Below are 26,281 nucleotides of genomic sequence, written 5' to 3' on the forward strand. Positions count from 1 at the left end.
AGGCTGAACGAATGACCGGATTTTCTCCCGATGAACCGGCGCAAGGATCTGCGCTTCTCGATCGATTCGGGACAATGCTAGGCGCCCGCCACATTCTGGCCAACGCCGATGACATGGCGCCCTATCTCGTCGAACCGCGCGGCCTCTATCATGGCCGCGCGCTATGCGTGCTGCGCCCGGGTTCGACGGAAGAGGTCGCCGCCGTCCTCACACTTTGCAACGAGACGCGAACGCCTGTCGTGCCGCAGGGGGGCAACACCGGCCTCGTCGGCGGCCAGACCCCGGACGCGTCCGGCCGGGCGATCGTGATCTCGCTCGAGCGCATGCGCGCCCTGCGCGGAATCGATCTTGCCTCCAACGCCATGACCGTGGAAGCGGGAATGATCCTCGCCGCCGCCCAGGCCGAGGCCGAGCGCGCGGGCCGGCTTTTCCCGCTGTCGCTTGCCTCCGAAGGCTCCTGCACCATCGGCGGCAATCTGGCCGCCAACGCCGGCGGAACAAGCGTCATCGCCTATGGCAATGCGCGCGACCTGACCCTCGGCGTCGAAGCTGTGCTCGCGGACGGACGCATCTATCGCGGTCTCTCGAAGCTCAAGAAAGACAACACCGGCTATGATCTGAAAGATCTCTTCATCGGCTCGGAGGGCACGCTCGGAATCATAACCGCGGCGGTCCTGAAGCTGTTTCCAAGGCCCGCGGCGGTGGCGACCGCGTTCATCGCCCTGCCCTCGCCCGCCGCGGCTTTGGCTCTGCTGGATCTCGCCCGCGAGAAATGCGGCGGCCAGATCACCGCTTTCGAGCTCACGCCGCGCATCGGCCTTGAATTCGTCCTCGCCCACTGCGCGCGGACGCGCGATCCCCTCCCGCACGCCGCGCCCTGGTATGCTTTGCTCGAACTCAGCTCGCAAAGTCCTGACGGGCTCGACGAGCGTCTCCTGCAGCTGCTGGAGCACGCGGCCGATCGCGGCCTCATCTGCGACGCCGCGGTTGCGGCGTCGCTCGACCAGCGCAAGACGTTCTGGCGCCTGCGTGACGAACTGTCCGACGCGCAGCGCCATGAGGGCGGATCGATCAAACATGACGTCAGCGTCCCGGTCGCCGATATCGCGCGGTTTCTCACTGAGGTCGAAGCGGCGCTCGCCGCCGCCGCACCGGGCGCTCGGCTCGTCGCCTTCGGTCATCTTGGCGACGGCAACATCCACTGCAATGTCTCTCAGCCGATCGGCGCCGATCGAGCGGCCTTCCTCGATCGCTGGGACGAGATCAACGCCATCGTGCATGGAATCGTCGCGCGCTACGGCGGCTCGATCTCCGCCGAGCATGGTATCGGCCAATTGAAACGCGATCTCTTACCCAGCGTAAAAGACCCCGTCGCGCTCGAGCTGATGCGCGCCTTGAAAGCGACGCTGGACCCGCATGGAATTCTCAATCCGGGCAAAGTGATTTGACCCGCCTGCCCGGTCGCCAGCGCGAACCGGACGATCGCGGCGATCCCGCCGCTGTTCGTCAAAGAGGAAAAGGCGAGAGCTTTGGCTTGGTATGAAAGGGCTTCCGTCTCGGGATGATCGCGCCAGGCGGGCCGCGCAAGCCGGTTTGATCGCCTCTTTCCGGGCTTTCGCGCCGTTCAGCGCTTTCGTCCGGCCGGGCAAAGCAGGCCCTTTAATCAGAAAAGCAAAAGGCCCGGCAGGAGAGCCGGGCCTTTCCTTCGATGGGTTTGCGAAATCGCCAGGCGATCAGAAGGCGCGCTGCACGCGCAGGCGGCCTTCATATTCGTTGGTGCTGCCACGGTACGCCGGGAGCCCCACCGAGGTCAGGACAGCGTCCGGAGCAAGGCCAACCGGGCGCGTCTGCGTCGAGTTGACATACATGAACTCGGCGCCGATATCGAAGCCCTTCACCGGGGTCCACACGAGGTTGGTGCCGACGCGTGTTCCCTTTAGGTTGGATGCGCCGATCGCGCCGCCGAAACCGGCGAGAGCGTTGTTGGAATAGTTGATCTGCGTATAGGATCCATAGATGGCGGAGGCAAGAGACGGCAGCCAGTAATGCTTGTACGCGCCGACGATCGACCAGCCGGACTGCTGCTCGCAGGAGCCGCTCAGGGTGAACACGCAGTCATAAATATTCGAATTCCAGCCCGCGCTCGTGTCGGACGGCGTGAAGCCGGAGCCGTAGAAGCGATTGCCGTTGACCGCGCCATAGCTGGAAGCGAGGTTGTTGCCCCAAACATAGCTGACCGCGCCCTTTTCATAGGCGGCCTGCAGCCAGAGCTTGTCGCCCGGCGACAGATAATCCGCGTTCAGCTGAACGCCGCCCTGAATGGCCCAGCCATAGGTCGTGTCGGTCGCCGCGGGAATGGTGTTGTAGACAGCCCCGCCGCTGGTGGTCGAAACCGTCCCGGAGTTGTAAAGGCTAGAATTGACCTGATGGCCGGCGACCGAGAGCTGAGCAGCGCCCCAAGGCTGGTCGACGCGGAGATTGCCGACAAAGTCGGGCAGGCGCATGCCGGCCGGCTGGCCGACATAGGAGCCCGTCCCGGTCAGGCCGTTGACAACGTTGAGTGCGGTGGTCGTCGCGGAGGTCGGGCTGGAGGAAGAGATCGTGCTGCCGACAGCCGCCTGGCGCGCCGAAACGTCTTCGGCCGACAGAGTGGCCGAGAAGCCGCCGCCGAACGAATAGGTATAGGCGACGAGCTGGGTCGTCGCGTTCGAGCCGCTGATGTTCTGGTAGTTATAGGCGTTGGCGTAGAAGTCGAACATCGACTGGGCGCGGCCCGCGGTTAGGCCGGCGAACTGGATGAACGCCTTGTTGACGGTGGTCGTCTCGCGGACGGCGGAGTTCGCGGTGTTGTTATAAGGATTGGTGCCGCTGTTGTAGCTCGATTGCGACTGCAGGCTGCCGGTATTGCCCTGACCCGTGCCGACAAAGGAATCGACGCGAATGAAGGAGCGCAGCGTGCCCCAGGGCGTTCCGGTGCGCGCATCGAGTTCGATACGGCCGAGCGTGACCCAGCCGTAGGAGTCGCGCGTGCGGGCGTTTGTATATTGCCCGGAGGTCGGAACATAGCCTTGCGACGAAACGCCGCCGGCGGCGCGGTTAACGACGGCCGCCGTCCCAAGGCCCGTGGCCTGGCCGGTCGCGCCGATCGGGCTGACGCTATAGCCCGCGTTATAGGAGCGAATTTCGCCCAAAACCAATCCGCCAACCTTGAGGCAGGTGTCGGTTCCGGGAATATAGAAGAAGCCCGATCCATAGGTGTCGCAGATGCGCACATATTCAATCGGCGCGGCTTGTCTGGTCGGCAGATCGGCGGCTTTGGCGCCGGCGACGCTCACCAGGGCGGCGGCGGAACCCAGGAGCAGCCCCTTAAACATTTTCATCTCAAACCTCCGAATAAAGACCCGATCAGGACCGCCCTGGCGCCCGAATGCGGCGACGCCGCTTTCCAGACAAACTGCGCCAAACTTGCGGTATCCTGCTCTATTTCGGACCGAACTTTTGGAGCGCCTTTCGGCTCTTGCCGCCAATGTTCGACCCGATTCGACGATCGGGTTGGCCCCCCTCTCGCTCGCAGCCAGACATTAGCCGCGACCCGCCCGACGGAAAACATCTTTCGCAGGCGCCGCGGCGTTACCTGAGAGAGTGTTGCTTTGAGGCAACTTTCGGGAGGCTTCGGCGGCCTCAAAATGTCATTAACGGCGGGCCTTGCCTTCCATCGAAGGGTCGGGCATATGTCCGACCTCGAACGGGCGCACCCCGCAAGGGCGGTCCGCGCGGCGCGGAGATGTGGCCGAGAGGCTGAAGGCGGCGGTTTGCTAAACCGTTATAGGGTTGTAAAGCCCTATCGAGGGTTCGAATCCCTCCGTCTCCGCCAAATTTCCTTTGTCCGGCCTCGGAGACGAGCGGCGGAACGCAGCAGACATGAATGACAGCCTCGGGTCAGACGCACGACAGGCGGCGCCCGCGGTCCGGCAAACCGGCGCGAATTCCGGGCGCCGTTGCTTTACCGGTTAAGCTTCAGCCCCGGTTCGGGTCGCCCGCGCATGGCGACGACGCGATTTCATCATATTTGCTCGGCGCAACGCGCTTGCCGCACGGGGGAGCCGGCGGTTCGCAGGAAAATATCGCCCTCATACAGAAATTACCGGCGCAGCATTGATCCCCGCCGTAGTCTTCCCGCATGATCCATGCGCCCTGACGGCGTCGCCCTGCCGCCCGTCCTGCCGCTTGCCCCCAACACCTGCGACGAAAGCATGAGCCGGCACCAGCGCACGCGTTTCTCCGCTGAGATCTCAAGCCCGCGACCGCTGGCGAGGCCGGCGAAGCTGCGCGCCGCCGCAACGCTTCTGATTGCCGCCTCGCTTTTTCACGTCGCGATCAATCCGGCCCCCGCACAGGAAGTTGCCCCCAGGATGCGGCCCGGCGCAAGCATTCCGCTCCCGCCGCAACGGCCGGCGGATCTCGGGGGCGCTCCCGCCGCCGCTCCAGTCCCTTCGCCTCCGCCTGGGCCGCAAGTCGAGTCGCCAGCGGCAAAAAGCGCCGACAGCCCATTCGGATTCAGACCGTTGCCCCCGGCGCCGCGCGAGCGCATGCACGCCTGCGGATTGGAGTGGCGGAAAATGAAAATGGAAGGAGCGGCGCGCGACAAAATCTGGCGCGATTTCGCTGAAGAATGCTTGCGGCAATAAGCGCCAAAAATTTGCGAGTCGTGGAAGGCTCAGCGATCGCGCCGCGGATTTAAATTTTCAGACGAAGCGACGACGTGAGGCCGTCTGAATTTAGCTGACGCAGGCCATTGATGCGCGCCGGCAATCCTCGACCGCGAGCTTCATCCGTTTGATGCCTTCGACGCTCTCAAACGCCAAAGAATCCTAGACGCCAGCCGCGCCCTTGATCGGAAACACAGGCGATGGAGACGGCCAGACAACGCAGCCTCACGCAATCATTGCGAGGAAGCCGGCGTCGCGGGCTGTCTCCACTGGGAACCTGGCGACAGTTGTTGTCAGACCGACTCCGGCGTCGGCGCGGCCGCGCTCGCCTTCGACTTCTTTGCGGCGGCTTTGCGGACAACTTTCTTGGCGGCGGTCTTTTTGACGGCAGCCTTCTTGACCGCTGGCGTCTTGGCTGGAGCAGACTTCGCCGCAGCAGACTTGGCCGGCGCAGCAGACTTGGCCGGCGCAGACTTGACTGGCGCAGACTTGGCCGGCGCAGTCTTGGCAGCGGCCTTGCTCGTCGTCTTCACCGCAGCCGTCTTGGCGGTCGTCTTCTTCGCCGTTGTGGTTTTCGTCGCCGCTTTCTTGGCGGGCGCCGCTTTCACGCTGGCCTTCGTCGCGACAGCTTTCGGCGCAGCGGTTTTCTTCGCCGCGGCCTTTACAGCCACAGTTTTTTTAGCGGCCGCTTTCGGCGCGGCGGTTTTCTTCGCTGCGGTTGTTTTTGTCACGGCAGGTTTTGCCGCGGTCTTTTTCGCCGGCGTCTTTTTCGCTGGCGTCTTCTTTGTCGTTGCCTTCACCATGCTTGAACTCCCCTCCGATAAGTCGTCAGTCGGTTCAGCGCCGACTCGAGGCTTTGACAGGGTAGCGCTGTTGTTAATGCGCGCAAGAGCCGCAAACTGTTCGCCGTCTCGCGGCGGCGCACGGACATGCCCTCCTTCGACGGTCGAACATCCTTCGCCGCGTCAAAGATCGTCCTTCGAAACGATCATCATTCAATCCGCCGGCGCCCTCGCGCAAGCGCGCCGGCGAGCGCCGCAGATCGCGGCGCGATCGAAACAAAAAAGCGCGACAAAGGCTTCTCTGGACTTTCCGATTTTCAAAGCCCGTTGTTTTCCCGAGGTCTATTGCCTTCAGCGAGAAGTTTTCAATTTTGGCCGCTCGCGACGAGCGATCGCATCGGCGTCAGGATCGGGCCGCGAGCGACGGCCTCAACTGAGATTTTCGAAGGTCAAGAAACCACGCGCACGGATGCGCCCAGAGGCAACGCGAAGCCTCGATCTTGCTCGCGAATTTCGCTCCGTAGCGGCAAAAAAAAATTCGTGCATATAGAAAAAAATTCGCGCCGGCGTCGTGCGCAATGCTTGCGCGACGGCGGCGACGCGACGAATCAGCGCCAGCTGATTCGCACGCATGTCGAAGCCTCGCGATTTTTCGCGCAGGCCTTGCGGCAAAATTCGACGCTGCAAACGCGCCGGACGACCGCTCTCGCGTTGCGATTTTCAGATGCCGAGCTTCGCTTTCAGCTCATCATTGACGGCTTGCGGATTGGCCTTGCCGCCGGTCTGCTTCATCACCTGGCCGACGAACCACCCGAGCATCGAGGGCTTGGCCTGCGCCTGCGCAACCTTGTCGGGATTAGCTTTGATGATGGCGTCGACCGCGGCCGCGATTGCGCCCGTGTCGGTCACCTGCTGCAACCCACGCGCCGCGACGATGTCTTTTGGATCCGCGTCTTTCTCATCGCCAATGAGGATCGCAAGCACGTCCTTGGCGATCTTGCCCGATATGGTTGCATCAGCGATGAGATCGACAAGCGAGGCGATCTGGCCCGGCTTGATATGCGTCTGCGCAACCGACAAGCCGACAGAATTTGCGTAGGCCGCAACATCGCCGGTCAGCCAGTTGGCGACGAGTTTTGGATCGCGCGTCGCTCCGCCATGGCGAACGGCGGCCTCATAATAATCGGCCGTCTCCTTGTCGGCGACGAGCACGCCGGCGTCGTAGGCGGGCAGACCATATTCGGTGATGAAACGCTCTTTCTTGGCGTCGGGCAGCTCCGGCAATCCGGCCTTCAGCGCATCGACATAGGCCTGATCGAATTCGAGCGGCAGCAGATCTGGATCGGGAAAATAGCGATAGTCATGCGCTTCTTCCTTGGAGCGCATCGAGCGCGTTTCGCCGCGGCCAGGATCGAACAGACGCGTCTCCTGCTGCACCACGCCGCCATCCTCGATGACGCCGATCTGGCGGCGGGCCTCGACCTCGATCGCCTGGCCGATGAAGCGGATCGAATTGACGTTCTTGATCTCGCAGCGCGTGCCGAGCGGTTCGCCCGGGCGGCGCACGGACACATTGACGTCGGCGCGCAAGGAGCCCTGCTCCATATTGCCGTCGCAGGAGCCGATATAGCGCAGGATCGTGCGCAGCTTGGTCACATAGGCGCGCGCCTCATCGGAGGAGCGCATGTCGGGCTTCGACACGATCTCCATCAGCGCGACGCCGGAGCGATTGAGATCGACAAGCGACTCCGTCGCGGACTGATCATGCAGCGATTTGCCGGCGTCCTGTTCGAGATGCAGGCGCTCGATGCCGACCTTGATCTGTTCGGTCGGCGAGACGTCGACGGCGACGATTCCCTCGCCGACGATCGGGCTCTTGTACTGCGAGATCTGATAGCCCTGCGGCAGATCGGGATAGAAGTAATTCTTGCGGTCGAACACCGAGCGCAGATTGATCTGCGCTTCAAGGCCAAGGCCAGTGCGCACCGCCTGCGCCACGCATTCCTGATTGATGACCGGCAGCATGCCGGGCATGGCGGCGTCGACCAGCGAGACATGGGCGTTGGGCTCGCCGCCGAATTCGGTTGAGGCGCCGGAGAACAGTTTCGAGCGCGAGGTCACCTGGGCGTGGATCTCCATGCCGATGACGATTTCGAAATCGCCGGTCGCGCCCTTGATGAGTTTGGAAGGTTTCGCCTGCGTGGTCATGCTGTTGCTTTCTGTCCGTGTTCGGCGTCGCCCCACCCGTCAGCTACGCTGACACCCTCCCAGTACCGGGGAGGGATCACCCGGCGTTCAATTGCACTCTGATAGATCGTCGCCGCCACCGCATCCAGATCTTCATTCACGTCGCTGTTCCAGAACCGGAGAACGAGAAATCCCACCGCGGCAAGTTGCGCATCACGCTCGGCGTCGCGTCGCAAATGATCTTGGTCGCCATGCTGCGCGCCATCAATCTCGATAACAAGCTTCGACTTGAGGCATGCGAAATCGACGATAAAGCCTTCCCTCGGAACCTGCCTTCGAAAATGCAGGCCGGCTTCTTTCAACGCCCTGAGGCGGACCCAAAGTTTCACCTCCTGCGGCGTCATCGTCTTGCGCAGGCGCCACGCAATTTCATTAGCCACTTATCCCTCCCCTATCAGGGGAGGGTGTCGGCGAAGCCGACGGGTGGGGCCCACCATTTCGGCGGCGGCGCGATCTTCGGCGCCGCCTTCTCGATGACGCTCGCGAGCGCGAACAAGGTCTCCTCGTCGAACGGGCGCCCGATCAGCTGCAGGCCCAGCGGCAGCCCTTCAGAGGACGTTCCAGCAGGCACCGCAAGGCCAGGTAAACCGGCCATGTTCACCGTCACGGTAAACACGTCGTTCAAATACATTTCGACCGGATCGCCCGATCCTTTTTCGCCAAAGCCGAAGGCTGCGGACGGCGTCGCCGGCGTCAGGATCGCATCAACGCCATCGGCATAGGCGCGATCGAAATCCTGCTTGATCAGCGTGCGGATTTTTTGCGCCCGGACATAATAGGCGTCGTAATAGCCGGCCGAGAGCACATAGGCCCCGATCATGATCCGGCGCCGCACCTCTTTGCCAAAGCCCGCCGCGCGCGTTTCTTCATACATGCCGACGATGTCCTTGCCCGGAACGCGCAGCCCGTAGCGAACGCCGTCGTAGCGCGCGAGATTGGAGGAGGCTTCGGCCGGCGCGACGATGTAATAGGCGGGCAAGGCGTAGCGCGTATGCGGCAGCGAAATATCGACGATGGTGGCGCCGGCGTCCTTCAGCCATGCGACGCCCTGTTCCCACAGCGCATCGATTTCGGCCGGAACGCCCTGGATCCGGTATTCTTTCGGAATGCCGATCTTCATGCCTTTGACGCCGCGCGAGAGCGCCGCCTCATAGTCCGGAACGGGCGCGTCGACCGACGTCGTGTCCTTCGGATCATGCCCGGCCATCGAACGCATCAGGATTGCCGCGTCGCGCACCGTGCGGGCGATGGGGCCCGCCTGATCGAGCGAAGAAGCAAAGGCGACGATGCCCCAGCGCGAGCAACGCCCGTAGGTCGGTTTGATTCCAACCGTGCCGGTGAAGGCCGCAGGCTGGCGGATCGAGCCCCCAGTGTCCGTCGCCGTGGCGCCGAAGCAGAGCCGCGCGGCGACCGCGGCGGCCGAACCGCCCGACGAGCCGCCGGGGACGATCTTCGTATCCGATCCCTGGCGCCGCCAGGGCGAGACAACGGGACCGAAATAGGACGTCTCATTCGAAGAGCCCATCGCGAATTCATCGAGGTTGAGCTTGCCGAGCATCACCGCGCCGTCGCGCCATAAATTGGCGCTGACGGTCGACTCATAGGCCGGCTTGAACCCTTCGAGAATATGGCTCGCGGCGGTCGTCGCGACGCCCTCCGTGCAATAGAGATCCTTGACGCCGAGCGGCACGCCCTCAAGCGGACCGGCCTCGCCCCGCGCGATGCGCGCGTCCGACGCTTCGGCCATCGCCAACGCTTTTGCGGGCGTTTCGGTGATGAAGGCGTTGAGCGCGCGCGCCTGTTCGATTTCGGCGAGCTGCGCCTTGGCCAGCTCGACAGCGGAAAAATCTTTTCTCAACAGAGCGTCGCGCGCTTCGGCGAGGGTAAGGTCGGTGAGCGTTGTCAAAGTCGCGTCCGTTCTGACTTGTCAAAATCAAAGATCGATATGGACCGATCGCCTATTCGACGACTTTCGGCACCTTGAAAAAATGGTCCTCGCGCTCCGGCGCATTGGCCAGAATGACGTCGGCGATTTCGCCGTCGGTGACGATGTCCTGCCGCTTCTTCATCGGCATCGGCATGACGGATGTCATCGCCTCGACTCCCTCGACATCGACGCTCGCCAGTTCCTCGACGAAGCGCAAAATCGCATTCAGCTCTTCCTGCAGATGCGGCACGTCGTCGTCGCTGACCTTGATCCGCGCAAGATGGGCGATACGTCGCACTGTCGCCTGATCGACGGACATGTGATCTTCCCTGACCTGATTTTAAGAAGAGGCAGCCTATAGCACCGCGCGAGCGCTCCGATCAAATAGAGCGGGGTCCCGCCTTTCGAGACAGCGCGGGCAAGGCTTTTGCACCGTCACAATGAGCGGCTATAATCGGGTCGTCAGAAATCAGGAAACTCCTTTTGAAACAAGAGATTTTAAGCAGCCTGCCTGATAGCGCCTCCGCACGGCCGCCGATCCTGTTCGTCCACGGAGCCTATTGCGCCGCCGGAATCTGGGCCGAGCATTTCATGGGCTATTTCGCCGCACGCGGCTATCCAACCTACGCTGTTTCGCTTCGCGGCCACGGCGGCAGCGACGGCGATCTCTCGCGGGCGACCTTCAACGACTACGTCAAAGACGTCTTCACGGCCGCGGCGGGGATCTCCGGCGAACCCATCCTCATCGGCCATTCGATGGGCGGTCTCGCCGCACAGCATTATGTGGCTCAGGGCGGCAAGGCGAAGGCGCTGGTGGCGCTGGCTTCGGCGCCGCCGTCGGGCATTCGCTCCTCGGCCCTGCATATGACGATGTTCGCGCCCGACGTCCTGTTCCAGCTCGCCCTGCTGCAGAGTCTTGGACCCGCCATGGCCTCGCCCGCGGTGATCAGCCGGGCGCTCGTTTCAAAGCAATCCGGCGCCGACGCCAATGCGATCATGAAGCTGCTTCAGCGCGAGTCGCCGCTCGCCAGCGCGGATCTCTTCGCGCCGCCGGCGATGCCGCGGCCCAATCAGGACTCGCCGCCGATCTATGTCGTTGGCGGCGGCGCCGACGTGTTTTTGCCGCGCACGGCGTTTCACGAGACCGCCGAGTTCTGGAAGGCCGAGCTGGAGTTGCTCGAAGGCGCGCCGCACGCGCTGATGATCGACACCGTTTGGCGCGACGTCGCCGCCGAAAAAATTCTGGCCTGGCTGCGCCGGCGCCTGGAGCGATAAAAGGCGGTGTTTTGGCTGCGCCTCAATAGATCAAATGGCCGCCGATCGCAGGCGCATCCACCTTGACGCCAGAGCCGGCAAGCGCCGCGATAAAAGCGTCGGGGCTTTGATCAAGCAAAGCGAAGGTGCCGTAGTGGCAGGGAACCACGGCGTCGAATTTGAAGTAACGCTTGACCGCAAGCGCCGCCGTCTTCGCGCCCATGGTGAAGCGGTCGCCGATGGGAACGATCCCAATCTGAGGATTGTAGATTTCCGCAATCAGCGCCATGTCCGAGAATATGTCGGTGTCGCCCATATGATAGAGCGTCGGCCCGTCCTTTGGCGCAATGACGACTCCATTCGGATTGCCAAGATAGATGGATTGTCCGTTCTCCGTCGTCCCCGAGGAATGAAGCGCTTGCGTCAGGCTGACGACAAAGGCGCCGCAGTCGATCGAGCCGCCGGTGTTGCCCGGATTGATGTTTTCAGCGCCCTTGCCATTGAGATGCATGCAGACTTCGAAATTGGACACGATCTGCGCGCCAGTCGCCTTAGCTATAGAAGCTGCGTCGCCGATGTGATCGTCATGGCCGTGGGTCAGGACGATATGGGTTGTCCCGATCGAAGCCTCTTCGACGCTGCCGGTGAATTTCGGATTGCCGCTGAGAAAGGGGTCGATCAGGATGACAGCGCCGTCGATCTCGACGCGGAACGCCGAATGTCCCAGCCATGCCAGTTTCATGTAAACCTCCATCGTGCTCGCGCCGGGTTTGTAGCAACGATGAGAGCCTGAAGGAAATGCGGGTCGAGGCCAATGGCTGCGGAAATTCTTGAAGTCGCCGATCTGCGGACGCGCCTCAGTGTGAAGCAGCGCCTGATCGGGATCGATCTCGGCTCGAAGACGATCGGTCTCGCCCTGTCCGACGTCGAGCGCCGCATCGCGACGCCGCTTGAGACCATCCAGCGGATCAAATTCAGCAAGGACGCCGCGAGGCTGATTCAACTCGCCGAGAAATTCGACGCCGGCGCGCTGATCATCGGCCTGCCGCTCAACATGGACGGATCGCAGGGCCCGCGCGTACAGGCGACGCGCGCCTTCGTGCGCAGCCTCAGCGCGCTCGTTTCAAAACCCTTCGTTTATTGGGACGAACGCCTGTCGACGGCGGCCGTCACGCGCCAGCTCATCGATCAGGACGTCTCGCGTCTGAAGCGCGCCGAGGTCGTCGACAAGATGGCCGCCGCCTATATTCTGCAGGGCGTGCTTGACCGCTTGCGCAATATCGAGACCGATCTCGCCTGACAATCAGTCCGAGCTTTGCGCGAGCCGGCTGTGCTTGCGTCCATAGGTGAAATAGAGGACGAGGCCGAGCGCGAGCCAGATCGCGAAGCGTATCCACGTATCGCGCGGAAGGCCGAGCATCAGAACCACCGCGGAGGCGGCGCCAAGCGGCGCAACGATCGCGATCAGCGGCGCCCGAAACGGCCGGTGAATCTGCGGATGCGTGTATCGCAGGAAAAGCACGCCGGCGCAGACGATCGCGAAGGCGAACAAAGTGCCGATGCTGACAAGCTCGCCGACGAGGCCAATCGGCAGCACGCCGGCCATGACCGCGACGATCAGGCCCGTGCCGATCGTCGTCAGATAGGGCGTGCGAAAACGCGGATGCACCCTGGCCGCGATCGGCGGCAGCAGCCCGTCGCGCGCGATGGAATAAAGGACGCGCGACTGGCCGAGCAGAAGCACGAGCACGACGGAGCTAAGGCCAAGGACCGCGCCGAGTTTCACGACGGTCGAAAGCCAGCCAAGCCCAATGACATCGACGCCGAGCGCGATCGGATCGGGAACGCTGAGGCGGTCATAGGGAACGATGCCGGTAATGACGATGCTGACCAGCACATAGAGCACGGTGCAAATGACGAGCGATCCAAGAATGCCGAGCGGCATGTCGCGTTGCGGATTCTTGGCTTCCTGCGCCGCTGTCGAGACGGCGTCGAAGCCGATATAGGCGAAGAACACAACAGCGGCGCCGCGCAGGATGCCGCTCCACCCATATTCGCCGGGACCGGCGTTCGGCGGGATGAAGGCGCCCGCCGGATTGCCGCTCGTCACCCAATTTGCCGTCGAGACCGACGACAGACCGGCAAGGATAAAGATCACAATGATCGTCAGCTTGATCGCGACGATGATGTTATTCACCTTCGCCGATTCATTGACGCCGACCACAAGCAGCGCGGTCAGCGCCAGAACGATCGCGACCGCGGGCGCGTTGACGAAGGCGCCCGTGTGGGTCCAGGCGCCGCTCGCCGGATCGAACGCGAAGGGCGCGCCGGTGAAGCCGGCCGGGATGACGATATGAAGATCCCGCAGGAAACTGACGACATAGCCGGACCAGCCGATGGCGACCGTCGTCGCGCCGAAGGCGTATTCGAGCAGAAGGTCCCAGCCGATGATCCAGGCAATGAATTCGCCAAGCGTCGCATAGGCGTAAGTGTAGGCGCTGCCGGCGACGGGAACGGTCGAGGCCATTTCCGCGTAGCAAAGGCCGGCGAGCGCGCAAACGAGGCCCGCGAGGACAAAGGAGAGGCTGATCGCAGGCCCGGCATAAGCAGCGGCCGCGTGGCCCGTCAGGACGAAGATGCCGGCGCCGATGATGCAGCCGATGCCGAGCGAGACGAGGCTGGCGAGAGACAGCGTGCGATGCAGATTGGGCGTCTCCGTTCCGAATTCGGCTTCATGGGCCTCGGCCTTCAGGCTCGCGATCGATTTCGTGCTCCAGATGCTGGTCACTTGGTTTCCTCTTTTCGGAAGATCGCGGCAAACGCGGAGGCCGTTTCGCCTTACGGCGCCCATATTTTAGTCCTCTGCAATATCGCGGCCGTTCTGTGTGAAACGCGTCGCCAGAAAAGGATCCGTCAATGGTTCAAACGCCCGCCGATTTCGACGCCGTGATCATCGGCGCTGGCGCGGCCGGACTGTCTGCCGGCAAGCGTCTCCAGCGCGACGGCCTGTCCTTTACCATCCTTGAGACGCGCGCACGCATCGGCGGCCGCGCGCACACACAAATCGAACAAGGTTTCGCGCTCGATTTTGGCTGCGGCTGGCTGCATTCGGCCGATCGCAATCCCTGGACAAAAATCGCCGCCGGGCTCGGCTTGACGATTGACCAAGCCGAACCCGATTGGGGCCGGCAAAGTTTCGACGCCGCTTTTTCCGGCCTCGATCGGGCCGCCGCCGCCACGGCTTCCGAGGCCTTTTTCGCCCGTCTCGAGACGGCCGACGTCGGCAGCGGCGACTTTGCCGCCGACAGGCTTCTCGAGCCGGACGGCCGCTTCAATCCGATGATCGACGCGATCAGCACCTATATCAATGGCGCAGAGCTTGAACGCGTCTCTGTCGCCGACTGGGGCCGCTATGCCGACAGCGGCCACAACTGGCGCATTGTCGAAGGCTATGGCGCCGCCGTCGCGGCGTTCGGCGCGGAGCTGCCGATCAGGCTCGGCTGCGCCGTCACGCTGATCGATCATGGCGGACCAGACATCATCATCGAGACGACGCAGGGACGGCTCACCACAAAGGCCGCGCTTGTGACCCTGCCGGCTTCGCTGATCGCATCGGAGGCCATCGCCTTTCGCCCTGCCCTGCCGGAAAAGACGGATGCCGCTGCGGGCCTTCCGCTCGGGGTCGCCGACAAGCTTGTCATGACAATCGGCACGGCCGACCTGCCTGCGGGGGGCCATTTTTTTGGCGATCGAACCCGGACACGAACGGGCAATTACGAGCTGCGTCCATTCGGCCGGCCGCTGATCGAGGGCTATTTTGGCGGCGCTCTCGCCCGTGAACTCGAGGCAGGCGGCCGCGGCGCATTTTTTGAATTCGCCCGCGGCGAGCTGTCGCGCCTGTTTGGCGCCAAAGTCGCGGCCGGGCTCGGCCTCGTCAGCGAAACCGCGTGGGCGAGCGATCCTTTTTCACGCGGCTCCTATTCCTACGCCTCGCCCGGCCATTCCGATCAGCGGCAAAGGCTCGCCGCCCCCGTCGATGGACGGCTGTTCTTTGCCGGCGAAGCCTGCTCGAAGCATAGTTTCTCGACCGCGCATGGCGCCTATTTTACCGGGCTTGAGGCGGCTGAAGCGATCATCGAGACCCATCGCGATCGCCTCGCCAAAGGGCGAGCGCCTTGACCTTGCCGACAGCCGCGGTGTCTCCTCTGTGGCGATGCAGCGTAGTCCGAGCCGGAGGAAGACCGCCCGCCGATGCCAGAGCCTTATAAAATTGAGATCGCCACCTCCATGGCGACGATCGACGCGGCGGAATGGGACGCTTGCGCCAATCCGCAGCAGGGCGGCGCTGCGGCGACCGACCTCGACCTCGAACATGTCGCGGCCGTGGACGCCGGCCGAACGCGCGAACGATTCAGTCCCTTCCTGACGCATGCGTTTCTGCAAGCGCTGGAAGCCTCCAGATCGGTTTGCCCGGCCGCAGGATGGGGCAGCTCCCATGTGCTCGTGAAAGACAAGAACGGGCGGCTCGCCGCAGCGGCGCCGACCTACATAAAGACCCATTCGATGGGCGAATATGTGTTCGATTTCGGCTGGGCGGACGCCTACCGCCGCGCTGGCCTTGACTATTATCCGAAGGTCCAGGTCGCCGTGCCCTTTACCCCGGCCACGGGCTCGCGGCTCTTGACGGCGCCCGGCCACGGCGCCGCCGCGCGTCAGATTTTGATCGCGGGACTGCGCGCCTGGCGCGCCAAGGCGAACGCCTCGTCCATTCACGTCACCTTTCCGACCAAGGACGAATGGACAGAGCTCGGCGCGTCGGGATTTCTCCTGCGCACGGGACAGCAGTTTCATTTCATCAACAAGGGCTATGCGGATTTTGCCGGTTTTCTCGACGACCTCGCCTCGCGCAAACGCAAGATGATCCGTCGCGAGCGGCGCGACGCTCTCATCGGCGGCGTCGAAATCGAGCGCCTGACCGGCTCCGCGATTTCAGAGGCGCATTGGGACGCCTTCTTCGAATTCTATACCGACACCGGCGCGCGCAAATGGGGGGCGCCCTATCTGACGCGCTCCTTCTTCTCCATGGTCGGCGCGACGATGGCCGACCGCATCCTCCTCGTGATGGCGAAGCGGGCCGGACGCTATATCGCCGGCGCGATCAATTTCATCGGCGATGACGCGCTCTACGGCCGCAACTGGGGGGCGATCGAGGAGCGGCCGTTTCTCCATTTCGAGGTCTGCTATTATCAGGCGATCGAATTTGCAATCGAACGCGGCCTCGCCCGCGTTGAGGCCGGCGCGCAGGGAGAGCACAAGCTCGCGCGCGGCTACGGCCCGGTTCCGACCTATTCCGCCCATGAAATCGCCGATCCCCGTTTCGCGCAGGCGATCGGCGAATATCTGCGCCGCGAGCGGATTCATTCCGATCTGGCGCTCGAGGAATATTCCGGTTTGACGCCGTTCAAGCGAACCGATGAGGCTGAGAGTTTTTGACCCGCCGGGATCCGAGCTGGCGAAAGGCTTGACGGCGCGGGCAGGCGCTCTATCGCTCTTTCCGGAAACCTGCATCAAAACACGAAACGGAGCTCAGCCAATGGCGTCGCCGCCCTATGACGACAGCAATATTTTCGCGAAAATCCTGCGCGGCGAGATCCCTTGCCTGAAGGTTTTTGAGGACGCTCATGTTCTCGCCTTCATGGATGTCATGCCCCAGGCGGACGGGCATGTGCTGGTCGTGCCCAAGAGCCCCTCGCGCAACTTGCTCGACGCCGATCCTGCGGCGCTCTCAGCTCTTGCGCTGCGGGTGCAAAAAATCGCCCGCGCGGTGAAGGCGGCTCTTGGCGCCGAGGGCCTGACGATCCTGCAATATAATGAACCGGCCGGCGGCCAGACCGTGTTCCATCTCCATGTTCATATCGTGCCGCGCTGGAGCCACGTGGAATTACGCAAGCACAGCGGCGAAATGGTCAAGCCGGAGACGCTCATTCCGATCCGCGACAAGATCGTCGCGGCGCTCGCTGCTGGCGCAGGCGAGATAGAGCCCTAGCCCGTTCTGGCGCCCAACGCTGCGATGGTTCAAATAAAAAGCCGCGACGATGTCGCGGCTTTTTTTCGGGAAGAATTCGGCAGGCGAAAAGCGATTCAATCTTGAATCGCCTTCCTCTTTTTCAGATCGGCACAGGCGGCGGCTTGCGAAATCCGCCTCAGTGCTTCGTTTCGGACTCATCGGCGAAGGGCTCGGCCTCGTCGTCGCCGACGTCCTCGTCTTCTTCCTCTTCGCCGCCCTTCATCTTGCGGGATTTGGCGCGGCGCACCTCAGGCTCGGACCTGACGCGTTTCTTGCCAGCCTCGACGATGTCGCGCTCGGGGCGCGGCAGCACCGGACCTTCGGGGAACACGAAGCCGAGTTTCTTCTCGCCATCTTCCTCGGTGATCACGACCCGCACCGTGCCGCCGTTCTTGAGGCGTCCGAACAGCACCTCATCGGCCAGCGGCGTCTTGATCGTCTGCTGGATGACCCGCGCCATCGGCCTTGCGCCCATCCGATCGTCATAACCATGCTCGACCAGCCACGCGCGCGCCTCGTCGGCGAGTTCGATCGTCACGTTGCGGTCGGCGAGCTGCGCCTCGAGCTGCATGATGAACTTGTCGACGACCTTGACGATGACTTCATGCGGCAGATGGCCGAAGGTGACCACCGCGTCGAGACGGTTGCGGAACTCCGGCGCAAACATCCGGTTGATCGCCTCGACATCCTCGCCTTTGCGCTTGCCCGCGGTAAAGCCGAAGGATTCCCGCTGCATGTCGGACGCGCCCGCATTGGTCGTCATGATCAAGATGACGTTGCGGAAATCGACCTGCTTGCCGCTGTGGTCCGTCAGCTTGCCGTGATCCATGACCTGCAACAGGATATTGTAGAGGTCCGGATGCGCCTTTTCGATTTCATCGAGCAGCAGCACGCAATGCGGATGCTGGTCGATCGAATCGGTTAGCAACCCGCCCTGGTCGAAGCCGACATAGCCGGGAGGCGCGCCGATCAGCCGCGATACGGTGTGGCGCTCCATATATTCCGACATGTCGAAGCGGACCAGTTCGACGCCGAGGGCAACGGCGAGTTGGCGCGCGACTTCGGTCTTGCCGACGCCGGTCGGTCCCGAGAACAGATAGCTGCCGATCGGCTTCTCGCCGTCGCGCAGCCCGGCGCGGGCCAGCTTGATGGCGGAGGTCAAGGCGCCGATCGCGGAGTTCTGGCCATAGACCACCCGCTCGAGCGTCGTCGTCAGATGTTCGAGAACCTCGGCGTCGTCCTTCGACACGGTTTTAGGCGGTATCCGCGCCATCGTCGCGATGGTCGCCTCGACCTCCTTGATGCCGATCGTCTTCTTGCGCTTGTTCTCCGGCAACAGCATCTGGCTGGCGCCCGTCTCGTCGATCACGTCGATCGCCTTGTCTGGCAATTTGCGATCATGGATGTAGCGCGCCGAAAGCTCGACCGCGGCCCTGATCGCCTCATTGGTGTAGCGGACCTTGTGGAATTCCTCGAAATAGGGCTTGAGGCCCTTCATGATCTCGATTGCGTCGGGAACAGTCGGCTCGTTGACGTCGATCTTCTGGAACCGCCGCACCAGCGCGCGGTCCTTCTCGAAGTACTGGCGATATTCCTTGTACGTGGTCGAGCCGATGCAACGGAGCGTGCCCTGGGCCAGCGCCGGCTTTAGGAGATTCGAGGCGTCCATGGCTCCGCCGGACGTCGCCCCGGCGCCGATCACCGTATGGATTTCGTCGATGAACAGAATCGCGTTCTTGTGGTTCTCGATTTCCTTCATCACCTGCTTAAGGCGCTCCTCGAAATCGCCTCTGTAGCGGGTGCCGGCCAGCAGCGTTCCCATGTCGAGGGCGAACACGGTCGCCTCGGCCAGAACCTCCGGAACCTCGCTCTTGACGATTTTACGCGCGAGACCCTCGGCGATCGCCGTCTTGCCAACGCCGGGATCGCCGACGAGCAAGGGATTGTTCTTGTGGCGACGGCAAAGGACCTGGATCGTACGCTGCACCTCAGCCTCGCGGCCGATCAGCGGATCGATGCGTCCGTCGCGCGCTTTCTTGTTGAGGTTGACGCAATAAGCGTCGAGCGCGCCTTCCTTCTTCTTTGACTCGCCCGTGTCCTTGCCCTCCTTGGCCTCGCGCGACTCGGGATCGTCCTCCGCGCCGCGCGGCGTCTTGGAGGGATCGGACAGACCGGGACGCTTGGCGATGCCATGGCTGATGTAGTTCACAGCATCATAGCGGGTCATGTCCTGCTCTTGCAGGAAATAGGCCGCATGGCTCTCCCGCTCGGCGAAAATGGCGACGAGGACATTGGCGCCGGTGACTTCCTCGCGCCCGGACGATTGCACGTGAATCACGGCGCGCTGGATAACGCGCTGAAATCCGGCGGTCGGCTTGGCGTCCTCGCGGCCGTCGCCGACAAGATTATCAAGCTCCTGCTCGATATAGTCGCGCAGGTTCTTTTTCAGCTGATCGAGATCAACCGAACAGGCCCGAAGCACCGACGACGCATCGGTGTCGTCGGTGAGGCTGAGCAGCAGATGCTCGAGCGTCGCATATTCATGGTGGCGCTCGTTGGCTACTGCGAGCGCGCGGTGGAGCGACTGTTCGAGATTGCGGGAGAAGGACGGCATTGGCTCCAACCTCTCATTTCTTTTCCATGATGCACTGCAGGGGGTGCTGGTGCTTGCGCGCGTAATCCATGACCTGCGTCACTTTGGTCTCGGCGACTTCATAGGTGAAGACGCCGCATTCTCCGACCCCATGCTGGTGGACATGAAGCATGATGCGGGTGGCTTCTTCCGGCCCCTTGTTGAAATATTTCTTCAATACGGCGACGACGAACTCCATGGGCGTATAGTCGTCATTCAAAAGCAGGACACGGTACATGCTCGGCCGGCGGGTCTGCGTCTTGGTGCGTGTAATAACGGCGGTTCCCTGACCGGCGCCGCCGTCTCCCCCCTTTTTTTCCTTGTCGTCCTTGCCTGCGCCCAAAGGCGCAAAGCGCGCGCGGATTTCGTCCGACCGATTACGGTTCTCGACTTGGCGCTGCAGCCGGCCGGGATGCGGCCGAGCATAGCCATAGCCCGCGACGCGCTCGAGCGTCCGGGCTTGCGTCCCGACAAGAACCGACCGTTGACCAGTTGCGCGCGCCACTAACTCTCCCCATCCCTCATTGCATATATGTCATTTAGGTACGCCGACCACGAAGCTCCAGTGAACAACGCGCAGTCAGTTCCGGCAAGAGCGAATTGGTCGCGGCGTTTTCACCGATGGTGCGAACACACAGACGAAATTTAAGTTCACTTCGGTCCATGAAGGACCGATTTAGCAAAAATTGCGCCGCAGTGCGACGGCGACGACCGGCGACGCGGCGCCCGAAAAGCAGACGCCTCAGCCCGAAGCCAGACAATAAAAAAGCCCGGCGTAAAGCCGGGCTCATAAGGAAAGCGAGTTCTGCGCGAAACGCACGCAAGGCATGCATGTCAATCCATCCTGGATCCGCAGCCAATCGATCGGCTAAAATTCAATCTGATGGATAAAGACAGGGACAAGCGCCTTGATACTAAACCGATTTTCGATCGGCAGAGAGCATTCAACCGGTCGGAAGCGCTGGAGCCACCCCGATGTCCTGAGCTAACATCCGAGACTTGCGCGAAACGTTGTCAGCGCGCCGGTCGAGCCGGACCCGAAAGTCCGGCCAACCAGAAACCATCTGCCTCAGGAAGTCAGTCCTTGGCGGCCTGAACCTTGGCGACTGCGAGTTCGACCGGCTTGAAGGCTTCCTTGGCCAGGGCGGAATAAAGCTCGCCGAGCTTGGTCGATTCCGCGACAAAATCGGCATAGGCGCTCTTGGCGAATTCCGACTGCAGCTGGATCGCGGACTCGAAAGACTTCACGCCGAGCAGCTTTTCAAGGAAAGCCGAACCATTTTCGAGCGACTTCTTGGAAAAATCCGAAGTTTCCTGGGCGATCGCCTGAAGCGCCTTTACAACGCCCTGCGAGGAAGCCGTCGCCGTCTCGAACTGGGCTTTGCCAAACTTCTGGAAATCTTCGATCGTATTCGCCATTGTCTTCCCCTTAGAGCGTTGCCGACTCGCTCAATCGAGGCGGCGGTGACATGAGCTTTCGCGCTCACAATTAGTTCATACCGCACCGCACAATAAGCGTCAAGTGCGCTGCACTGTATTATTGTGCAGTGCAACAAAATGAATTTCGGAAAATGTCCCTTAACCCGGCGGTAACCGAGGGAGATTTAGCGTCGCGCGGCGTATGGATCGTTTGTTAACAAGGACGCCGCTCAATGCTCGACATAGGTGCGACCGTTCGCCGCAGCAAAGCCGAAGCGTTTTCAGGCCTGGCGCTGGTCGTGGCCATCGGCGTCGCTGCGGTCAGCTTCTTCGCCGGACCGGCAGAGGCGCGGCAAAGGTCGCATGGCCATCACGCGGGAAAACATTTCCCCGGCCATTACGCGAGAGCGCACCACGCCCATTCGGTCCGCTACATGCGGGCGCGCCCCTTCGCGCCGAGCCGTAACTTTGCGGCCATCGTCGTCGACGGCAACAGCGGCGAGTCGCTTTACGGCCGCAATGAGGACGAGCCGCGCCATCCGGCTTCGATCACCAAGGTCATGACGCTTTACCTTCTGTTTGAGCAACTCGAACAGGGGCGGCTTCGCCTCGACAGCGAGATCCCGATCTCTGTCCGCGCCGCTGCGCAGAAGCCGACCAAGCTCGGGCTTCGGCCCGGCCGGACGATCTCGGTCGATGACGCCATCAAGGCCATCGTCACGCGTTCGGCCAACGACATTGCGGTCGCCGTCGCCGAGGCGGTCGGCGGCGATGAAGATCGTTTCGCCGAGCTCATGACCCGCAAGGCGCGCGAACTTGGCATGCGCAATACGAGATACGTCAACGCCTCGGGCCTTCCCGCCGACGCCCAGATCACGACGGCGCGGGATCTCTCCATCCTTGGCCGCGCAGTGCAGGAGCGCTTCCCGCGCTATTATCGCTATTTCTCGACCCGGGCGTTCTATTTCGCCGGCGCGACGATCCGCAACCACAATCGGCTGATGGACCGCGTCGAAGGAATGGATGGGATCAAGACCGGCTACACCAACGCTTCGGGCTTCAATCTCCTGACCTCCGTCAAGCGCGAGGGCCATTATATTGTCGCGGTGGTGATGGGCGGCGTCAGCGCGCCCTCCCGCGACCGGATCATGGCTGATCTGATTGAGGACCAGATTGGCAATGGCGCGACCGTCCGCACCGCCTCCGTGCTGCGCGATCTGCCGCAACGGCCGATCGAGCGCGCGCCCCCGGCGGATTTGCCCTCGCGCGTTATGGCGCAGCAGCAGGCCGCCCCGGAAGCAGCCGCCCCGATCGTGACGCCCGCCCCCCAGCGCGAGATCGCGCCGCCGCCGAAAGCGGCCCTCGCCTATGTCGCGACGCAGCCCGCCGTTCAAGCTCCGGCCCAGAAGATCACGCTGCGGGCTATCGCGCCGCAGGCGCCGCAAGCGATCGACCCGATCCGCGTCGCCTCCATTTCCGCCGACGTTCCGCTCGACAGGCCAAGGCCGGCTTTCGTCTCCGGCGCCGCGAGGACGCCGGCCGCGGCCGCCGCCGCAGGTTCCGCCGAATCCGGCGCGGCGCGGCCCGCCGCCGTCAAGACCGCCTCTCTCGACGGCTCGACCGTCAACGCGGCTTTTTTTGCGCCCCCAACCGCGACGCCCTCGACGATGCGCTGGATCGCCGGGCCTGCGCCGGCAAAGCTCCGCAAGACCGAAAGGACGGCGGACCGGCAGGAGGCCACGAGCATCGAGGCTCTCCGTGTGGCGGCGCCAGCTGAAAAGATAAAGGAGGCCGAGGGCAAAAGCGCCGAACGACGCCCCCCGGCGGCGGCGCGTGGCTGGATGATCCAGATCGGCGCAACGGATGACGTCGCCAAGGCGAATGCGCTTCTCGCCAAGGCCCGGATCAGCTGCGGCAGGACGCTTGGCTCGGCGCAGCCCTTCACCGAGAAGGTGCAGAAGGGGTCGGAAACCCTCTACCGGGCGCGTTTTGCAGGCCTTGAAGAAAAAAGCGCCGAAAACGCCTGCAGGACGCTGAAGCAGAGCGGGTTGTCCTGCTTCGCAACGAAAAACTAACCGTTTTCCGGCAATCTTTGCGCGTGATTGCAACGCGCTTTTGCGAAGGCTGGCGCAAACCTCTGGATGCTACGGATGACGCCGCATCAGGACTTCTTTAGCTTCATTAACCCGCGCCGCCAGATCCGTCGTCCCGCCATGATCTGGATGAAGCTTTTTCATGAGCGAGCGGTGCGACCGAACAACTTCCTCACGCGACGCGCCTTTGGCAAGTCCCAGGACTTCATACGCTTCATCCTGGGTCATGGCCCCGGCGCGACGTCCCGACTCGCCGCTCCGCGAGTCGCCTTGAGCCTGTCCTGCGTGACTCCAGCCGGCAAACCGGCGATCGAGATATGCTTCCAGAAGGCGGGCGCCCTCCGGATCGTCTCGACGGCAAAGCTCGTAGAGGACTTCACACTGCGGACGCGTCAGCGAGTCTAGCTGGCGTCCCTCATCCGCTCCCGCCAGGATCACGCCGCGCATTTTTCCCGTCGCGTGGTCGAGCTGCATCTCGATCATCGCCGATCTGACGCAGGAGACGCGCGCGGATGCGCCGCTCTGCCGCGCCGCCGACGGCCAGCCAAACAGCGAAAGCAGCGAGCCCCGCCCGCCTTTCAAGAGCCAAAGGCCGAGACCGCCGAAGCCGAGGGCAATGGAGACGGCGCCGCGCGCCATGAGAAAGGCGGCGAAGACAAGAAGCGCTATTCCGCCGCCGCGGCTGATCACGCGGGCGAGCGTCGCCGGATTGGCATTGGCGAATGCGCGAAGCCCGGCCAGCGAAAGCCAAAGCATCAGAAAGGCAAAGATAAGATAGATCATCGCGCCCTTGAATTCCCGAATGGCCGCCGTGGCGTGGGGCCAGCCAGGCCGGTAAATTCTCGTCGATGGGGCATGATCTCAACCTTGGGGCGCGACATCTGGCGCCCAGACCGATCGTTTCGAGGCTAGCTCATCTGACTGAGGAGCAGCATCGCCGCAGCGCCCTTGTCCGCAGCCTCGAGCTCCAGCGCTTGCCGGCCGCCCGCGGCATAGGCCGCGGCTGCCGAGAGGAGCGCCGCCAGACGCTGCGCCGCGCCTGCGTCAAATGTCGCATAGGCGCCGCCCGTCAGCAAGGCGATCTGCCGGAACGTCCGCTCGGCGACGCGATCGGCGCCCTCCTGAAAGACAAAGGCCTTGACGCCCATGAGCCCGAGCCGCCCCGCAAGGTCGGCGAGATCATCCGCCCGCTCCTCCATCGCATCGCCGATGAACACCAGCGCGCGGACCGGCGCATTGCCCGCTTCTTCGAGGACATGCCGCAGCACCTTGCCGATCTGCGTATGGCCGGCGGCGACGGAAATGCGGGTCATGGCTGCGGCGAGCGCCTTGCCCCCGCTCAAGAAGCGCGAGGCCTTGCATTCATCAAAGCCGCGATAAAAGACGAGCTGGACTTCAAGCCCGCCATGGGCGGCGGCCGTCTCGAACAAATGCGCTTGCAGATGCTGCGCCAGATCCCAGGTCGGCTGCCGGCTCATCGTCGCGTCGAGCGCAAAGATCAGTCTGCCGCGTCCCGTCGCGACGACCGGGCGCTTTTCCGCCGCCGAGAGGAACGCGTCGATCTCGGTTTTCGAATTCCGGTCGGATCCGACGAGATCTCGTCCATCCTTTGGCCCTTGCACAGCGTCCTCGCATTTCCAGCCCGGCGTTTGATCTTGCCGCCGCTCGATCAAAGCCGGTCGTATTTCTCGATGGGCCAGGGCTCCGCCAACGCGCCCTCGCTCCAGTCGCGCCACGCCGGCAGCGCCATCACCGCATCCATATAGGCGCGGGTCTGCGGCGTTACAGGGACCGCGTAGCTGTGCAGCCGGCTGACGACCGGCGCGAACATCGCGTCAGCGGCGGAAAAGGCGCCGAACAGAAACGGGCCGCCCGCGCCAAATTTCTCGCGCGCCGCAGCGAAGGCTGCTTCGATGCGCGCGACGTCCCCCCTCGCCTCCTCCGTCAGCCCCCGCTCGCCGACCTTGCGGCGAAAATTCATCGGCAGATGCGACCTGACGCCCATGAAGCCCGAGTGCATCTCGGCCGAAAGCGAGCGCGCCTGCGCCCGCGCCTCCCTTCCGCGCGGCCAGATCGGCAGATCGGGATGGCCTTCGGCGACATATTCAATGATCGCCAGCGAATCCCAGATCAGGAGGTCGCCATCGCGCAGCGCGGGGCATTTCCCCGCCGGCGAGAAGCGCAGAATCTGCTCCTTCGTGTCGGGCCGGCTGAGCGGAACGATGATCTCATCGAAGGCCACGCCAAAATGGCGCAGCAAAATCCATGGCCGGAACGACCAGGACGAGTAGCTCTTGTTGGCGATGAGCAGCGTGTAGGTCACTTGGGCGGGATCTTTCCAAAAGGCGGCGTCTATTCAACATCCGATCATGAAACAGCGCTAGACTGTTTCGCCTGCAACAGGCGCAGGCAACAAGGCGCTCGACCGGCCCAACTTCCTCGGGGGATCAATGCCCGGCCTTTCCGCCGCAGACATCGCCGGCGTCGTCTTCTTTATCGGCGTCTGGATTCTCTACCGTTTCGTCAATGAACGCGGCTTTGGCGATCAGACCAGCCTGTCCGTGCTGATGAACCAGCATCGCATGGCGTGGATGCGGGCGATGGCCTCCCGCGATACGCGCATCGCCGACGCCAGCATCATGTCGAGCCTGCAGAATGGCGCCGCTTTCTTCGCCTCCACCTCACTCCTGCTGCTCGGCGGCGCGGCGGCCTCGATGCGCGCTGCTGACGATGTTCTGAAAGTGGTTGGCGATCTCCCGCTCGGGCTTGTCGTCACCAGGGCGACCTGGGAGTTGAAAGTCTTGGGGCTCGCCCTGATTTTCGGCTATTCCTTCTTCAAATTCGCCTGGGCCTACCGCCTGTTCATCTATGCGGCGATTCTGCTTGGCGCAACGCCGGGCCCCGAAGAACCCGACGCCCGCGCCAGAGAAGTCGCGCAGAAGCGGGCGGGATTCATGACCATCGACGCAGGGCTGCATTTCGCCAAGGGCCTGCGCAGCTTCTATTTCGCCTTCGCCTATATCGGCTGGTTCGTCAGCCCCTATGTGCTGATGGCGACAACGACAGGGATTTTCATCATCGTCATGCGCCGGCAGTTTTTCTCCGCCGCGCGGCGCTCGCTGACGCGGGAGGACGTCTAGCGTCCGACCCG

At 63.0% G+C, this 26,281-nt stretch carries 22 protein-coding genes and 1 tRNA gene; 9 read left to right on the forward strand and 14 right to left on the reverse strand.

Features of this window, described 5'->3' with window-relative positions; genetic code table 11:
- Positions 1-11: 11 nt before the first annotated feature.
- Positions 12-1,448, forward strand: a complete 1,437-nt coding sequence (locus tag CR492_RS14600; RefSeq protein ID WP_102844473.1) for an FAD-binding oxidoreductase — start codon at positions 12-14, stop codon at positions 1,446-1,448.
- A gap of 285 nt (positions 1,449-1,733) precedes the next feature.
- Here the strand turns inward: CR492_RS14600 and CR492_RS14605 are convergent, their stop codons facing one another.
- Positions 1,734-3,380: a porin gene (locus CR492_RS14605; protein ID WP_102844474.1), complete on the reverse strand. Its 1,647-nt coding sequence runs from the start codon at positions 3,378-3,380 to the stop codon at positions 1,734-1,736.
- Positions 3,381-3,780: 400 nt separating this feature from the next.
- Between CR492_RS14605 and CR492_RS14610 the strand changes: the two genes are divergently transcribed.
- Positions 3,781-3,874 (forward strand) — tRNA-Ser (locus tag CR492_RS14610).
- Between the two features lie 1,128 nt (positions 3,875-5,002).
- Here the strand turns inward: CR492_RS14610 and CR492_RS21180 are convergent.
- The 5 genes from CR492_RS21180 to gatC all read right to left on the reverse strand — a co-directional run bounded on the left by CR492_RS21180 (position 5,003) and on the right by gatC (position 9,984).
- Positions 5,003-5,512, reverse strand: a complete 510-nt coding sequence (locus CR492_RS21180; RefSeq protein ID WP_245412094.1) for a hypothetical protein — start codon at positions 5,510-5,512, stop codon at positions 5,003-5,005.
- 699 nt (positions 5,513-6,211) lie between these two features.
- Positions 6,212-7,699, reverse strand: a complete 1,488-nt coding sequence (gatB, locus tag CR492_RS14630; RefSeq protein WP_102844478.1) for an Asp-tRNA(Asn)/Glu-tRNA(Gln) amidotransferase subunit GatB — start codon at positions 7,697-7,699, stop codon at positions 6,212-6,214.
- Complete coding sequence (locus tag CR492_RS14635; protein WP_102844479.1) at positions 7,696-8,118, reverse strand: endonuclease domain-containing protein; 423 nt, start codon at positions 8,116-8,118, stop codon at positions 7,696-7,698. The genes gatB and CR492_RS14635 overlap by 4 nt, the downstream gene beginning before the upstream one ends.
- Positions 8,119-8,132: 14 nt before the next feature.
- Complete coding sequence (gatA, locus tag CR492_RS14640) at positions 8,133-9,644, reverse strand: Asp-tRNA(Asn)/Glu-tRNA(Gln) amidotransferase subunit GatA (protein WP_102844480.1); 1,512 nt, start codon at positions 9,642-9,644, stop codon at positions 8,133-8,135.
- A gap of 52 nt (positions 9,645-9,696) precedes the next feature.
- Positions 9,697-9,984, reverse strand: coding sequence for an Asp-tRNA(Asn)/Glu-tRNA(Gln) amidotransferase subunit GatC (gatC, locus tag CR492_RS14645; RefSeq protein WP_102844481.1), 288 nt, complete (start codon positions 9,982-9,984; stop codon positions 9,697-9,699).
- A gap of 164 nt (positions 9,985-10,148) precedes the next feature.
- Between gatC and CR492_RS14650 the strand changes: the two genes are divergently transcribed.
- Positions 10,149-10,940, forward strand: coding sequence for an alpha/beta hydrolase (locus tag CR492_RS14650; RefSeq protein WP_102844482.1), 792 nt, complete (start codon positions 10,149-10,151; stop codon positions 10,938-10,940).
- Positions 10,941-10,962: 22 nt separating this feature from the next.
- Here CR492_RS14650 and CR492_RS14655 read toward each other — a convergent pair whose 3' ends face one another.
- The gene (locus CR492_RS14655; RefSeq protein ID WP_102844523.1) at positions 10,963-11,661 is read right to left on the reverse strand and encodes a metal-dependent hydrolase; all 699 of its coding nucleotides are present in this window, start codon (positions 11,659-11,661) and stop codon (positions 10,963-10,965) included.
- A gap of 72 nt (positions 11,662-11,733) precedes the next feature.
- Between CR492_RS14655 and ruvX the strand changes: the two genes are divergently transcribed.
- Positions 11,734-12,219 (forward strand): Holliday junction resolvase RuvX, encoded by a 486-nt coding sequence (gene ruvX / locus CR492_RS14660; protein ID WP_102844483.1) that lies wholly within the window; start codon positions 11,734-11,736, stop codon positions 12,217-12,219.
- Positions 12,220-12,222: 3 nt separating this feature from the next.
- On the opposite strand, the gene CR492_RS14665 is transcribed toward ruvX, so the two are convergent.
- Complete coding sequence (locus CR492_RS14665; protein WP_102844524.1) at positions 12,223-13,707, reverse strand: amino acid permease; 1,485 nt, start codon at positions 13,705-13,707, stop codon at positions 12,223-12,225.
- Between the two features lie 128 nt (positions 13,708-13,835).
- Here CR492_RS14665 and CR492_RS14670 point away from each other — a divergent pair, with 128 nt between their 5' ends.
- The 3 genes from CR492_RS14670 (at position 13,836) to CR492_RS14680 (ending at position 16,965) form a co-directional block, all read left to right on the forward strand.
- The gene (locus tag CR492_RS14670) at positions 13,836-15,098 is read left to right on the forward strand and encodes a flavin monoamine oxidase family protein (protein ID WP_102844484.1); all 1,263 of its coding nucleotides are present in this window, start codon (positions 13,836-13,838) and stop codon (positions 15,096-15,098) included.
- Positions 15,099-15,170: 72 nt separating this feature from the next.
- A complete protein-coding gene (locus CR492_RS14675) occupies positions 15,171-16,412 on the forward strand; it encodes a GNAT family N-acetyltransferase (RefSeq protein ID WP_102844485.1) in 1,242 nt (413 codons plus the stop codon).
- A gap of 100 nt (positions 16,413-16,512) precedes the next feature.
- Positions 16,513-16,965, forward strand: a complete 453-nt coding sequence (locus CR492_RS14680) for an HIT family protein (protein ID WP_102844486.1) — start codon at positions 16,513-16,515, stop codon at positions 16,963-16,965.
- Between the two features lie 157 nt (positions 16,966-17,122).
- On the opposite strand, the gene clpA is transcribed toward CR492_RS14680, so the two are convergent.
- The 3 genes from clpA to CR492_RS14695 form a co-directional block, all read right to left on the reverse strand.
- Positions 17,123-19,600 carry an ATP-dependent Clp protease ATP-binding subunit ClpA gene (gene clpA / locus CR492_RS14685; protein WP_102844487.1) on the reverse strand — a complete coding sequence of 826 codons (2,478 nt, stop codon included), beginning with the start codon at positions 19,598-19,600 and terminating at the stop codon, positions 17,123-17,125.
- Between the two features lie 13 nt (positions 19,601-19,613).
- Entirely contained in the window at positions 19,614-19,961 is a 348-nt protein-coding gene (gene clpS, locus CR492_RS14690; protein WP_102844525.1) for an ATP-dependent Clp protease adapter ClpS, read from the reverse strand.
- Between the two features lie 734 nt (positions 19,962-20,695).
- The gene (locus CR492_RS14695) at positions 20,696-21,037 is read right to left on the reverse strand and encodes a phasin family protein (RefSeq protein ID WP_102844488.1); all 342 of its coding nucleotides are present in this window, start codon (positions 21,035-21,037) and stop codon (positions 20,696-20,698) included.
- Positions 21,038-21,270: 233 nt separating this feature from the next.
- Here CR492_RS14695 and CR492_RS14700 point away from each other — a divergent pair, with 233 nt between their 5' ends.
- Positions 21,271-23,112: a serine hydrolase gene (locus CR492_RS14700; protein ID WP_102844489.1), complete on the forward strand. Its 1,842-nt coding sequence runs from the start codon at positions 21,271-21,273 to the stop codon at positions 23,110-23,112.
- Between the two features lie 69 nt (positions 23,113-23,181).
- Here the strand turns inward: CR492_RS14700 and CR492_RS14705 are convergent, their stop codons facing one another.
- The 3 genes from CR492_RS14705 to CR492_RS14715 form a co-directional block, all read right to left on the reverse strand.
- Positions 23,182-23,913, reverse strand: coding sequence for a DnaJ domain-containing protein (locus CR492_RS14705; protein WP_102844490.1), 732 nt, complete (start codon positions 23,911-23,913; stop codon positions 23,182-23,184).
- Between the two features lie 125 nt (positions 23,914-24,038).
- On the reverse strand, positions 24,039-24,752 hold the full coding sequence (locus tag CR492_RS14710; RefSeq protein WP_102844526.1) for a hypothetical protein: 714 nt from the start codon (positions 24,750-24,752) through the stop codon (positions 24,039-24,041).
- A 47-nt stretch (positions 24,753-24,799) separates the two neighbouring features.
- On the reverse strand, positions 24,800-25,453 hold the full coding sequence (locus CR492_RS14715) for a glutathione S-transferase family protein (protein WP_102844491.1): 654 nt from the start codon (positions 25,451-25,453) through the stop codon (positions 24,800-24,802).
- A 127-nt stretch (positions 25,454-25,580) separates the two neighbouring features.
- On the opposite strand from CR492_RS14715, the gene CR492_RS14720 reads away from it, so the two are divergent.
- Entirely contained in the window at positions 25,581-26,270 is a 690-nt protein-coding gene (locus CR492_RS14720; RefSeq protein WP_102844492.1) for a DUF599 domain-containing protein, read from the forward strand.
- The last annotated feature ends 11 nt before the right edge of the window (positions 26,271-26,281 follow it).

The organism is Methylocella silvestris, from assembly GCF_002891535.1.
Lineage (GTDB): Bacteria > Pseudomonadota > Alphaproteobacteria > Rhizobiales > Beijerinckiaceae > Methylocapsa > Methylocapsa silvestris_A.